General features: G+C 47.0%; 8 protein-coding genes and 1 pseudogene. 3 read left to right on the plus strand and 6 right to left on the minus strand.

All coding sequences use genetic code 11. The annotated features are described in order from the left end of the window. Positions 1 to 34: 34 nt before the first annotated feature. The 3 genes from ssb to FTU69_RS04290 all read right to left on the minus strand — a co-directional run bounded on the left by ssb (position 35) and on the right by FTU69_RS04290 (position 3,225). Entirely contained in the window at positions 35 to 574 is a 540-nt protein-coding gene (ssb, locus tag FTU69_RS04280) for a single-stranded DNA-binding protein (RefSeq protein ID WP_180103539.1), read from the minus strand. A gap of 51 nt (positions 575 to 625) precedes the next feature. Continuing rightward, positions 626 to 1,990, minus strand: coding sequence for an MFS transporter (locus FTU69_RS04285; RefSeq protein ID WP_104470282.1), 1,365 nt, complete (start codon positions 1,988 to 1,990; stop codon positions 626 to 628). A gap of 152 nt (positions 1,991 to 2,142) precedes the next feature. After that, a complete protein-coding gene (locus FTU69_RS04290) occupies positions 2,143 to 3,225 on the minus strand; it encodes a DUF475 domain-containing protein (RefSeq protein WP_045795508.1) in 1,083 nt (360 codons plus the stop codon). Positions 3,226 to 3,492: 267 nt separating this feature from the next. On the opposite strand from FTU69_RS04290, the gene tenA reads away from it, so the two are divergent. Both tenA and uvrA read left to right on the plus strand, forming a co-directional pair. Next, the gene (gene tenA / locus FTU69_RS04295; RefSeq protein ID WP_168390770.1) at positions 3,493 to 4,170 is read left to right on the plus strand and encodes a thiaminase II; all 678 of its coding nucleotides are present in this window, start codon (positions 3,493 to 3,495) and stop codon (positions 4,168 to 4,170) included. 249 nt (positions 4,171 to 4,419) lie between these two features. After that, the gene (gene uvrA / locus FTU69_RS04300) at positions 4,420 to 7,251 is read left to right on the plus strand and encodes an excinuclease ABC subunit UvrA (RefSeq protein ID WP_180103540.1); all 2,832 of its coding nucleotides are present in this window, start codon (positions 4,420 to 4,422) and stop codon (positions 7,249 to 7,251) included. A 98-nt stretch (positions 7,252 to 7,349) separates the two neighbouring features. Here the strand turns inward: uvrA and FTU69_RS04305 are convergent. Further along, a pseudogene (locus FTU69_RS04305) lies at positions 7,350 to 9,056 on the minus strand (GGDEF domain-containing protein). Between the two features lie 1,220 nt (positions 9,057 to 10,276). On the opposite strand from FTU69_RS04305, the gene omp33-36 reads away from it, so the two are divergent. After that, positions 10,277 to 11,176, plus strand: a complete 900-nt coding sequence (omp33-36, locus tag FTU69_RS04310) for a porin Omp33-36 (RefSeq protein WP_265088073.1) — start codon at positions 10,277 to 10,279, stop codon at positions 11,174 to 11,176. A gap of 66 nt (positions 11,177 to 11,242) precedes the next feature. On the opposite strand, the gene FTU69_RS04315 is transcribed toward omp33-36, so the two are convergent. Further along, positions 11,243 to 13,210 (minus strand): choline BCCT transporter BetT, encoded by a 1,968-nt coding sequence (locus FTU69_RS04315; RefSeq protein WP_005180738.1) that lies wholly within the window; start codon positions 13,208 to 13,210, stop codon positions 11,243 to 11,245. Between the two features lie 170 nt (positions 13,211 to 13,380). After that, on the minus strand, positions 13,381 to 14,061 hold the full coding sequence (locus FTU69_RS04320; protein WP_005180739.1) for an ion channel: 681 nt from the start codon (positions 14,059 to 14,061) through the stop codon (positions 13,381 to 13,383). Between the last annotated feature and the right edge of the window lie 89 nt (positions 14,062 to 14,150).

Here is a 14,150-nt window from a genome sequence, read left to right on the forward strand (position 1 = left end):
TTAAATTTTAACAAAACCTACTCTCAGGTGTGTCTCAAAACGGTAAGTCATCATCCAAATCTGCCGGTGCAGGTGTTGCAGCAGGGGCTGGTTTCGGTTGCTGATAACCGCCCTGGTTACCATAGCCACCACCAGCATTATTGTTGTTAAAACCGCCTTGAGCCTGCGGCGCATAGCCACCCTGGTTATTGTTAAAACGCGGCTGGTTAAATCCGTTATCGCCCTGCTCACCTTGCTGACGACCAGAGTCCAGCATCTGCATTTGCTCGCCACGAATTTCTGTGGTGTAGCGTTCCTGACCATTCTGATCGGTCCACTGACGGGTACGTAATGAACCTTCAATATAGACTTTTGATCCTTTGCGTAAGTATTGCTGCGCGATTTCACCTAAACGGTTATGCAGCACAATACGGTGCCATTCGGTTTGCTCTTTACGCTCACCGGTGGTTTTATCGGTCCACGCATCACTGGTGGCAATGGAAAATTGAGTAAGCGAGCCACCATTCGGGAAAGTTTTTGTTTCTGGATCTCGACCTAAAGTACCAACTAAAATGACCTTATTTACACCACGCATCAGCTGTATTCTTCCTATTTGTTTCTATTATTTACTTTATAAGAGTTATGCTTAAATGGCTACCTCTTTACCCAACAAGTGCGTTAATTGTTGTCGCGCAGCATCATCAATTTGCTGTTTATCGACTTTTATATAGGCAACTTGCTGTTCAGACATCACCACGACTTCTTCAATACCATGAATGGCCAAAAGTTGAGAAGTCCACTCATCCGTTTGTTTGGCCTCAGGCAGGCGAAATACCATCGACGACAGATAACGCGGCTGGGCCAGACCAAAACTCATCAGCAGCCAAATTATAGCAACTGCGGTCAGAATACTCCAACCCATCGCGGTGTTATTCAGCAGTAACAGTTGCCCGCCAATCATGCCGCCAAAGAAGGCACCGAGGAACTGGCTGCTGGCATTGACGCCCATTGCAGTGGCTTTGGATTGAATCGGTGCCGCTTTCGATAACCAGGACGGTAACAGCGCTTCCATCACGTTAAAGGCAATAAAGAACAGGCCCAGTCCAATCAGCAGGATATATTTAGATTCAAAACCAAAAATCATCACGATCAGGCCAAGAATAATCCCGCCAATCGCGGTCAGGAAAATACCGCGCATTTTGCGATATTTTTCCGCCAGAATAATACTTGGGAAGGCAAAAAACAGACTCAGCACCAGCAGCGGCAAATACACCCAGCCGTGACTGGACAATGGCAAACCTGCATATGCAATCAGCTGCGGTGGTGCATAAATAAACATCGCGGTTAGCAGTAAATGCAGGGTAAACACTGACAGATGCAGGCGGTTTAAATCGCCCATTTTTAGCACCTGTTTGAGCTGCGGCAGATAGCCCTGCTGGAAATTACGATGATGGCGCGTGACTTTAGGCACCAGCAGCAACATGGCAATGGCTGCCAGCCCCATAATGGTGGTGACCCAGAACAGGCCAGAAATACCGACCAGTCCGGTGAGCCACGGCCCGGCACTAAAGGCAATCACGAAGGATAAACCAATACTCATGCCCATCATGGCCATGGCTTTGGTGCGCTGTTCTTCCCGGGTGACATCGGCCAGTAAAGCCATCACCACGGCAGACACTGCGCCGCCACCGGCAATGGCCCGGCCAATGATAACCCCATAAATGGTCTCTGACATTGCAGCAATGGCACCGCCCAAGGCAAACAATAATAACCCCAGTACCACCAGTGGTTTACGGCTATAGCGATCAGCAATCAGGCTAAATGGAATCTGTAAGATGGCCTGGGTCAGACCATACACCCCAACCGCCAGACCAATTAAGGTCGGAGTTGCATATTGATAGGATTGCCCTGCCACCGAGAAAACCGGAATAATCATGAACAGACCCAACATGCGTAAGGCAAAAATACTGCTTAAGGCAAAAGTTGAACGGCGTTCTAAGGCATTCATCATATCAATAGGCTAAGTGCAACAATTTTGTATGCGAATATCCTACATCATTCATGCTGCAGATGCTGCGATATTCAGCACAATATTCTGCATCTGAACTGCCTGTCATAAAAAAAGGTGCAATTGCTTGCACCTTCTTCAGATCAGACAGCAACTTAGTGCAGTGCCTGACGTTTTTTATATTGAATTGAGGCAAATACCGCCCAGACAATAAAGGCCACACCAATCAGGCCGGTGACCACTTCCGGGACGTGTAAACCGGTTCCGCTGGCAATCATGATAAAGGCCAGTGCACCAATCGCATAATGCGCACCATGTTCCAGGTAAATATAAGCATCCAGGGTGCCTTTTTCTACCAGATAAATGGTCATCGACCGCACGAAAATCGCACCAATCGCCAGACCCAGCATGATAATTACCACATCCGAAGTAATCGCAAAAGCACCAATCACACCATCAAAACTGAACGAGGCATCCAGCACTTCCAGATACAAGAAGCCACCAATACCGGCTTTCACCGCACCGGTCGGTACGCCATTTTCATCATGACGAATCGCATTGCCATTTTCATCGACTTCAGGTTCGCCACCCAGTAAATGACTCAATACCTGTACACCAATATAAATCACGATGCCCCAAATGCCGGCCATGGTGACTACCAGACGTTTGTCCTCAACCACATTGGCCGCCATGATCAGCAAAGCCACCAGTGCAATAAAGACCGACATGGCCGGTACGCTGGCCAGATTGGATAAACGGCGCTCAATCCAGCGGAACCAGTGGGTGTCTTTTTCATCATCGAGAAAGAAGTTCAGGAACACCATTAACAGGAAGGCACCACCAAATGCTGCAATTTCAGGATGATGCGCCATTAATTTGGCCGAATATTCTTTCGGATTATTCAGTGCCAGCTGCACCACTTCCATCATGCCCATATCGGCTGTGACGGCAACAATCACCACCGGGAAAATTAAACGCATACCGAATACGGCAATCAGAATCCCGACCGTCAGGAACAGCATTTTCCAGAAATGGTCCCAACCGCGCAGGACTGATGCGTTAACAACCGCGTTATCAAACGATAACGACACTTCCATAATGGCGAGAATGGCCGTAATGGTCAGTGCTGTGAACATGGTTTTCAGGCCTGCTTCCGGGCCGTGGGTATAGCCCCAATAAGCAGACAAACCGAGACACACGATCGTAAATGCAATAGAGAAACCAAAATGTTTCATCATGACAAATCGACCTATGACATTATTAGATAAAGAAATTCGGTAAATATTAAACTTGAATTACACCGAATGCGCCGCGTGCATCCTGCTGAAGACATGCAGGACCTCGGCGATAGAGATATGGCCGCTATTATGACGCTTTTTGATGACGATGCCAAAACACTTCGTATGCTTTTTTGTTGATTCTGATACAAATCAAAGCGGCTCATCTTTGCAGCGCAAGTATGCTAGTCTTTGGGCATTGATCTTGATGCTTTACAGGAACCGGACATGCGTTTTTCTGAACAATTGTGGCAACAGAATTTAGAACTGTATCAAAACACCCTGGCCCTGCCCTTTAACCAGGAACTGGCGCAAGGCAGCCTAAGTCGTGAGGCCTTTAGCCACTATGTGATTCAGGATGCGCATTATTTACTGGCCTATGGTCGCGCGCTGGCGGTGTGTGCTGCCAAAGCCTTTGATGCCGATGATGTGATCCAGTTTGCCGAAGCCGCCAAGGTAGCAATTGTGGTGGAACGTTCACTCCATAACGGCTTTATGCAGGATTTTGGCATTAGCAAGCAACAGTTTGAAAATACACCGCTGACCCTGGCCTGCCATCATTACACCAGTTATCTGGTTGCCACTGCCTGGTCGGAAAGCTATCCGGTGGTGCTGGCCTCGTTATTGCCATGTTTCTGGATTTATGCCGAAGTCGGTAAAGATATTGTCGGTAACTCGGTCGCCAACAACCCGTATCAGGCCTGGGTCGATACCTATGCCGGCGAAGAATTCCATACCGCAGTGCGCAATGTGATTGCCACGGTTGACCGCGTGGCCGAGCGCTGTGATGAAGACACGCTGGCGAAAATGCGTCAGGCCTATACCCGCGCGGCTGAACTGGAATGGCTGTTCTGGGACAGCGCCTATGCACAGCGTAACTGGCCGGGTCTGGACAGCAGCAACTAATTTTTGATCACTTGCCCTGGTGCAAGATTAGTACACTTGCACCAGGGCCAACAGTTCTCTTTCATTCTTGCGTGCTTTGATCCCTGCATTCTTTATCCTGACAATTTTTTATCCTTGTCATTTTCAGATCTTGGCCTTTATTTGCAATCAACCGACATAATTTGACGTAGAAATACCTTAAGCCTGCACTTGAACATTTTTCATGCGCTATCATATAGAGGTTTTAAATGAATTTTCTAGGATCATTGCATGAGCCAAAGTCATATCCGTATTCGAGGCGCACGTACCCATAACCTGAAGAATGTGAACCTTGATATTCCACGCGACAAGTTTGTGGTGATTACGGGACTTTCCGGTTCAGGTAAATCTTCCCTGGCTTTCGATACCCTGTATGCCGAAGGACAGCGCCGTTATGTCGAATCGCTCTCGGCCTATGCGCGCCAGTTCCTGTCACAAATGGAAAAACCGGAAGTCGACTCGATTGAAGGCTTAAGTCCGGCCATTGCCATTGAGCAGAAATCGACCAGCCACAACCCGCGTTCTACCGTCGGCACCATTACCGAAATTTATGACTATTTACGTCTGCTCTATGCACGCGTGGGTACGCCCTACTGTCCGGAACATGACCTGCCGATGGTGGCGCAGACCGTGTCTGAAATGGTCGATGTAGTCAAAGGTCTGGAAGAAGGCACCGCCCTATTACTATTGGCACCGGTGGTGCGTGAACGTAAAGGCGAATATACCCATCTGTTTGAACAGCTGCAAAGCCAGGGGTTTGTCCGTGCCCGGGTAGATGGCGAAATTATGGAGATTGATCCGCCGCCAGAACTGGACAAAAAGAAAAAACACAGCATTGAAGTGGTGGTCGACCGCTTTAAAGTCCGGGATGATTTGGGCAACCGTATTGCCGAAAGTTTTGAAACCGCTTTACGTTTAGGTGGAGATATTGCGATTTTATCGTGGATGAAAGGCGAACATCCGGACCGGGTATTCTCGGCCAAACACTCCTGCCCGGAATGTGACCGTGCCGTGGCCGAACTGGAACCGCGCCTATTCTCGTTTAACAACCCGTTTGGTGCCTGTCCGGTCTGTGATGGTCTGGGCACACGCAGCCATTTTAGTGCCGACAAACTCATTCCCAATCCGGAACTTTCTTTAAGCCAGGGTGCAATTCGTGGCTGGGACCGTCAGCGTCCTTATTATTATGGCATGCTGCAAAAAGTTGCCGATCATTATGATTTTTCGCTGGATACGCCCTGGAATGAACTGGACAAAGACACCCAGAAAAAATTCCTCTACGGCAGTGGCCGGGAAAAAATTGACCTGAGCTATGTCGATGAACGTGGTCGTCGTCACAACCGGGTACAGCCGTTTGAAGGAATTTTGCCACATCTGGAACGCCGCTATCGTGAAACGGAAAGTAATTATGTCCGCGATGACCTGGCGCAGTATCTCTCCAATGCCGCCTGTGATGCCTGTGATGGTTCACGTCTGAATGAAATTTCGCGTCATGTGCGAGTCAAAGACAAAACCATCAGCCAGATTACCAAAATGTCGATTGGTGACGCCGAGCATTACTATCAGAACCTAAATCTGGAAGGTGCCAAAGGCGAAATTGCCGACAAGATTTTTAAGGAAATCCGTGAACGTCTGCACTTTCTGGTCTCAGTCGGCCTGAACTATTTGAGTCTGTCACGCTCTGCCGAAACGCTCTCGGGTGGTGAGGCCCAACGCATCCGTCTGGCGTCGCAGATTGGTGCCGGTTTAATGGGCGTGATGTATGTGCTGGATGAACCGTCTATTGGTCTGCATCAGCGTGATAATGACCGCCTGCTGGAAACCCTGATTCGCCTGCGTGATCTGGGCAACACTGTACTGGTGGTCGAACATGATGAAGATGCGATTCGCGCCGCAGACCATATTATTGATATCGGGCCAGGCGCCGGCGTACATGGCGGGAATGTGATTGCCGAAGGGACCTATCAGGAACTGGCGGCCAATGCCAACTCTCTGACCGGTCAATACCTGTCGGGCAAGCTCAAGATTGAAGTACCAAAACAGCGCACCCAGCCACCGAAACCAGATGAGCAGATCAAGCTGATGGGTGCCTGTGGCCATAACCTGAAAAATGTCGATCTGACCCTGCCTTTAGGCGTGATGACCTGTGTTACCGGGGTATCCGGTTCGGGTAAATCGACCCTGATTAACCGTACCCTGCTGCCATTGGCCGCAACCCAGCTGAATGGCGCCACCACGCTCAGCGCGGAAAAGTTTGACACCATTGAAGGACTGCAATTCCTGGATAAAGTGGTAGATATTGACCAGAGTCCGATTGGCCGTACCCCGCGTTCCAATCCGGCCACCTATACCGGTCTATTTACCCCGATTCGTGAACTGTTTGCCCAGACGCCTGAAGCCAAAGGCCGCGGTTATGCGGCGGGCCGTTTCTCCTTTAACGTCAAAGGCGGACGCTGCGAGGCCTGTGAAGGTGATGGCATGATTAAAGTCGCCATGCACTTCCTGCCAGATATGTATGTGCCATGTGATGCCTGCCATGGCAAACGCTATAACCGCGAAACCCTGGAAGTGCATTACAAAGGCAAAAATATTTCCGATGTGCTGGAAATGACGGTCGAAGATGCCATGCATTTCTTTGATGCCATTCCGGTGATTCACCGCCGTCTGGAAACCTTGAATCAAGTCGGTTTAGGTTATATCCGTCTGGGTCAGTCAGCCACCACCTTATCTGGTGGTGAAGCGCAGCGGGTCAAACTGGCACGCGAACTGGCAAAACGGGATACCGGTAAAACCCTGTACGTGCTGGATGAACCAACCACCGGTCTGCATTTCCATGACATTGCCAAACTACTGGACATCCTGCATGAGCTGCGCAACAAGGGAAATACCATTGTGGTGATTGAACACAATCTGGATGTGATTAAAACCGCAGACTGGATTGTGGATTTAGGCCCGGAAGGCGGTGCCGGCGGTGGGATGATTATTGCCGAAGGTACCCCGGAAGATGTGGTGAAAGTGAAAGTCTCACATACCGGAAAATTCCTGAAACCGATGTTGAAGTAAAATGAAAGGGCTCTGAGGAGCCCTTTTCTTTGTTATTAGATTCACCTGAAAAATATCAAGATATATATTTAAAATATTTTTCTATTTTAATTTACGGTTTAGAGCATACTTTCCACCCTATTCCGCCCCTTCTCTTTGGCCTTAAATAAGGAGTGGTCTGCCCGGCCAAACAGTTCCATCCAGCTGCCTGCATCTGCGGCGACCCCGGCACTGACAGAAATATTTAACGGCGTGTCCAGTCCCGGCAGGGTCAGAACATTCTGGCTAATTTCCTGACGTAATTTCTCGGCAATACTCAAGGCCCCGTCCAGATCAATCTGCTCAATCAGAATCAGGAATTCATCGCCCCCATAACGCACAATCAGATCAGATGAACGCACACTGTGTTTTTACACTTCGGCAATTCCCTGAATCACCCGATCTCCGACAATATGCCCATACTGATCATTGACCTCTTTAAAGTCATCAATATCAATAATAATTAAACCGGTTTGATGGAGCTTGTCCGGATTCTGGTTCAGATATTGAATATATTCTTCCAGCGCCAGACGATTGGAAACTCCGGTCAGGGTATCGGTATTGGCCATATTGCGTAGCTGGAATTCCAGCAAATCCCGTTCAGCCAAACGTGCCTGCAACTGCTTGAGCGCAGCAAATAAAGAGGTGGGTGAGGAATCTGGAGCTGTGGCCGTCTGCGGCTGGGCTTCAGATAACTCTAAAATCAGATCCCGCGCTTCAATTAAAGGTTTAAATACCTTAAAACGCGCATAGACCATGGTAAACAGCGCCGCCAGCAAGGAAATAATCGACACCGACAGCGTCAGGATAAACTGCTGCCAGGCAGCATGACGCTCCTGCTGAGCCAGCCAGACACTATAATCCAGCAGATATTTCTGCAGATTCACCACTGTCGTAAATTTATCGACAATCTTCAGAGTCAATTCAGTTCCGCTTAATGAATACGGGCGCGCATGCAGACTTTCTTCAATCAGCTGGCTGACAATGGGAACCCCCTGATCCAGATATTTTTGTTTAACCTGTTGATGCAGTCCCAGATATTCAGGCGTTTTGTGCTGTTCAGGCTGAATCGAGTTGACCAGATCCCATAAATAATAAGACTGTCGCTGGCTCTGTAAGGAATAGGCCAGGTTCTGTTCAGAAATCGGTTCTTTAAAAGTCACTGCCGCCATAATCGTCGAGGCCAGACGTCCGGCCTGATCACGTAAATCGGCCAGTACCAGAATCAGACTATAGGACTCCGACAGCATGGTCTTTTTGCCTTCCGACTGCATCATGACATGCTTCAGCACCTCATAGACTTCATCCCAGGCATGAAACATAGCCTGAATGGCCTGATCCAGCTGTGCTGAACTGCGCTGGGCATAGGGTTGTGCTGCATAGGCATCCACCGCAGCACGTCCTTTTGCCAAAGCCGGTTTTAAATCGGTGGTCAAGGCATTGGCCTGTGCAGCAAAACCGGCGCTGTTTAACAGTTGCATGGTATGTTCAATCTGCAGATCGACCCGCTCTCGAAACAGGGTCAGCTCTTTCAGGTTGGCACTGAGTTCATCTGGAGTACTGGACATGACCTTATTGGCGGGGCCACGTTCGCGTGAAATCTCGTTAGCCAGATCGGCCACATGACGTAAGACTGAAATTTCGGTCAGCACCACATCGGACTGCTGATAAGAGCGATAACTCTTCAGCGTCACCGGAACCGAAATAAACAGAATCGACAGGATGATAATGAGCATAGAAATAAACAGACGCTGCTTAGTATTCTCTGAATGCAAGCGATGGGACATGTTTATAACCTCACTACCATGAGCATGAACTGAACGTATTGAATCAACAAAGGCAGAGCAACGACCTGAAGCGGATGACCACACTGCTGAGGAAAAAATAACAGGACAGCGGTAGCGTTCATTCAACTATAAGTCGAATAAATCAACAAGATAACTAAAAAATTGTGACAAGGTTAACAAATTTATTGATTAAGTTGAATAAAAACCGACGAAATTAGAGTAAGTTTCTATTTTTTTGAAGGGCCACCGAGATTGCATTTTCTTAAAAATTAAATATAAGCCAATGATTTATATAATAAAAATAAGGTTTTAAAAATTGTATAAAAAATTAAAGAAAACATTTTACAGCTGCATCAAATAAGTGCATAATGCACCGCATTGGGGCGACTTTAGATATTCCTCAGCAGAATTTTAAATTTTCCCGCAAATTTTGGCTAAAAAATCCCGGTTTTCGTTGAAAACCGGGATTTTTTTATGGTCATATATTCAATAGCGCTTTTTAATTCAAGAAATATTGCACCAACATAGTGCACAATAAATTTATACTTAAGCGGTTTTTAATCCTGACTACAGGATTCAGGCATAAAAAAAACCCAGCCTTGGGGAAAGCTGGGCATATAAAAAGTAAAACTTTGTGGAGAATCTCAGTGCAGTTCCTCTAACCTCTAGTCCTGCATCAAGAAAAATCATGACCGAAATCACAATTTCGATAAAGCTGACCAAACGGTATAACTTTACCTAGCCATTATGATACTTATTACACTTTTTGTAAAGCCTATTAAAATAGTCTGCTTTTAGTTTAACCAGTATTAATAGTCAGCGAATTTAGACCTATAAAAACCAGAAAACGTAGAAAAAAAGTAAAGCGTTATCAATTTCAGCTACATAATCCTGGTCTTAAGTTTCATTTTTTAAGCTTTATGCGCTGCTTTTCACATTTTTATTAGATTGCTTTTATAGATAATTTATATTGAATCAATTCATATTAACTATAAATAAAAGTGAGGCAGCAAACACTTTTCTTTCGCAAATGAGATTTAGCCGCTTGTTCTTTATACACTTTTTAGGTTGACAACAGATTTATCAATTGACTACTTTTTCGCCTATACATATTTTAGAGCAATTACTCAACTAAATAATCTCCTTTGTCTTCATTGACTTAATAAATTGTTACAATACAATGCCTATTGTTTAATCCATTTTTAACAAAACTGGTAACTATCATGAAAAAACTCGGTTTAGCCACAGCTTTATTATTAGCCATGACCGGTGCTCAAGCGTACCAATTCGAAGTTCAAGGTCAATCAGAATTCATCGACAATACTGCAAACAACAATGACTTCTCTGGTGCAATTCAAGGTACTTACTACTTCAAAAATGTTGATTCAACTAAAGGTCCTTTAGCTGAAGCTGCGTTTTTAAACCAAGCATCAAATGTTTCTTTAGCTTATAGCTATGGCGAACTTCAAGAAGATGGCGAGCGTGATGTTGTTCATGCTTATGGTGCTAAAGCTGAAGCATATGTTCCGACAAAATTTGTTCCAGCCTATGCAAGCGCGTCTTATAACCATACCATCGTAGACAACAAAACTGGTTTTGCTGATGACAATGGCGACCGTTATGCCTTAGAACTTGGTGCATTAGTAGCGCCAAACTTCCTGGTTGCTGTAGGTTATACCAGCGTTGCAGACCAAGCGTCTTTAGATGCTTTCAACATTGTTGCTAACGGTGTTGCTAAAGCAGGTCTAGAATCTGCAACAATCGCAGACGATCAAGATGCTATTACTGCACGTACTAAATACGTGGGTGCAATTGATGGTACAAACATGGCAATCGGTTTTGAAACTGGCCTTGTTTACGGTGAAAGCACAGCGTACAACCTAAAAACTGATCTTTACTTAACGCCTGCTCTTAGCGTTGGTGCATCTTACATGGAGTCTAGCTACAACAACTCTCCAGACAAAGCTTGGGGTGCAAACGTAAATTACTTCATCACTCCTGCTGTTTCTGTAGGTGCAAGCTATGTAAATGCTAACTTCGAAGCTGCTCAAGCTGGCGAAGAAGATGCAACAGTACTTGATACTCAAACTGTTGGCTTAAATGCTAAATTCCGTTTCTAATCTGATTTAGAAACTGATGTAAAAAAAGACGCTCTATGAGCGTCTTTTTTTGTTTGAAAGAAATGATTATTCCGGACTACGCACAATACTCAGGAAATATAAATGCCGTTCATATTGATCCAGAATATCCTGTAGTAAATCTTCCTGGGTCCAGTCCATCACATCGTAGTTCTGCCCGCCCTCTCTTAAAAATACCTCAGCCTGATAAAACGGCGCATCGGCCGTGACTTCTGGCATAAAGCTCGGCGGCACAGTTTCACGGGACACCACCTGATAAATAAAGTTAATCTCATGCTGATGATCGACCTTTAAACGCAGGCCATCTTCCAGCGAATCAATCGACACAGTCAGATGCCGCTTCTGGAATTCCTTTTGAATATTCTCAAAAGCCTGCTGTACCTGAATCTGAATATACTGTTCTACCTCAGCCTGGCTATGCGGATAATGCATGATCAGCCCCAGACGCTGTTGCCAGCTGCGTGGATTATGAATGGCGCGCGGCGTAATCCGCGCTTCCTGCAAGGCATTCATTTTGGTGACATCTAGCCGTAGGGCTTTGAGCAGGCCCCAGCACATCAGCAGCAGAATGAGGGTAAATGGCAAGGCACTCATAATGGTGGCCGACTGGAGCGCACTCAGGCCACCGGCCAATAGCAGGATAATCGCCAGCACCGCCATCAATACGGTCCAGAACAGCCGTTGCCAGACCGGAGAATGTTCCGTTTTTGCAGTGAGAAAATCTGTGACCAGCGCACCTGAATCTGCCGAAGTAACAAAAAACAGCATCACCAGCAGGGTCGCCAGCAGACTCATGATGGAGGCAAAAGGCAGATTACTTAAAAACTCAAACAGGGCCACCGAGGAGTCCTGCTGTACTGCGGTCATCAATTGCAGGTTCGCTTCATGCAAAATGCTATACAGCGCGGCATTGCCCATAAAACCCATCCAGACCAGGGTAAAACCAGTCGGAATCAGCATTACCCCCACAATAAATTCACGGATACTGCGTCCTTTGGATACCCGGGCAATAAACAGCCCTACAAATGGCGACCAGGAGATCCACCAGGCCCAGTACATGATGGTCCAGCCCCCAATCCAGCCACTCGGTTGATAGGCATATAAATTAAAGGTCATATGAAACAGATTCGAGGCATACTGACCAATATTCTGAATGGTGGTTTGCAGTAAATAGATACTCGGCCCCGTTATAAATACAAATAACAGCAGCACCACCGCCAGCACCAGATTCAGCTCTGACAGCCGTTTAATACCTTTGTCCAGACCAAAAAACACCGACAAAGACGCCATGCTGCTGACCACAATAATCAGGATCATCTGGGTACTGGCACTTTGCTCAATCCCGAATAAATAATTTAAGCCGGAATTGATCTGGGTCACGCCAAAACCCAAAGTGGTGGCAATTCCGAAGACAGTACCGAGCGTGGCAAAGGTATCAATCCCATCTCCGAGCGGGCCGTAAATTTTTGAGCCAATCAGCGGATACAGGGCCGAACGGACTTTTAGTGGTAGATTGTGCCGGTAAGCAAAATAAGCCAGTGCCAGCCCGACCAGCGCATAAATGGCCCAGGCATGAATGCCCCAGTGGAAAAAAGAAATACGCATCGCCTGCTGCGCTGCCTGGATGGTGGCCGGCTCACCGACCGGTGGCGAGACATAGTGCATCACCGGTTCAGCCACGCCAAAGAACATCAGGCCAATGCCCATCCCGGCGGTAAACAGCATCGCAAACCAGGAACCCTGATGATATTCCGGCTGGCTATGGTCCGGACCGAGCTTGATTTTGCCCATATCGGACAGTGCAATATAAATCAGCAGAATCAGAAACACCGCCACCGACAGCACATAGAACCAGCTAAAAGAATCGGTAATCCACTGGTTCATACGCTGGGTCAGCAGTTCAAAACTATTGGGCGCCAGCAGCACCACCGCCAGAAAAATCGCAATAACCGCGACCGTACTGATAAATACATTCGGATTGATATTGCCCCACCAGGGCAATTTTTCGGAAGGCATAACTCCCCCATTTTTTTTAAAGATGATAGACAGACTCTTCAGGTCCGGGCAGTATTCACCGTAAAGGTGAACAAAAGATGAGTGTCGTGAGCTTAAACTCGCGCACAGCTTAGTCCGATTACAACCAAAACACTATTGAACTGCTGTAACAAAATAGCCCAAGCCGATGATTAATCTTTATTTCTGGGCAAATGACGAATGTATTGCAGGGCAATCAGCCGGGAAACAATTAAGGCCAGATACATCACCCCGCAAAACATTTGCAGCATGGCAATCACCCGTACTGCCGGACCAATCGGCATCAGGTCAGACAGGCCAGTGGCAGACTGCAGACTGAAACTCAGAAACAGCAGATCCAGCCAGCTTTGCAAATCCGGCTGGGTCGGATGATAAAAACTGGAAGGATCCAGAATCTGGCAAATGTTATAAACAAAGGCAAACGCCCAGGCAATTAAGGTGAATACCGCGCCGGCGGCAAACAGTTCATCGCGGGTTAGATAACGGTCTTCAAACATATAACGCAGCAAACCATAGGCCGCACTTAAATAGGCCGCGGCTTCAAAGGCATGACTAATCACCAGCACGGTCGGGTTGTTAACCCCCAGCACAATCAGCAGAGAAAAGAACAAGGCGCCCGTGACAAAGCTCAGCCCTAAAAAAGTAAACATCGGGGTCTGACGAATGACTTTGGCAATTAACAGCAATACCACCACGCCCAGCATCCAGATCAGCACGCGATAGGTGGCATGATGGCTAAGCAGCGACAATACGAGAATAAAAAACTGCATTAACAGCAGCCAGGCCGAAGGCAACAGCCGGAATCCTTTCCATAAATCAATGAATGCTTGCATGGGCACATCCTGGGTATCTTGGTGTAATGCGGACATCACTTTCTTTTTTGTTCTGATTACCATAGCATGCTTAAAAGCGCAGACAGATC

It is taken from the genome of Acinetobacter sp. YH12134 (genome assembly GCF_013418555.1).
GTDB classification, from domain to species: Bacteria; Pseudomonadota; Gammaproteobacteria; order Pseudomonadales; family Moraxellaceae; genus Acinetobacter; species Acinetobacter indicus.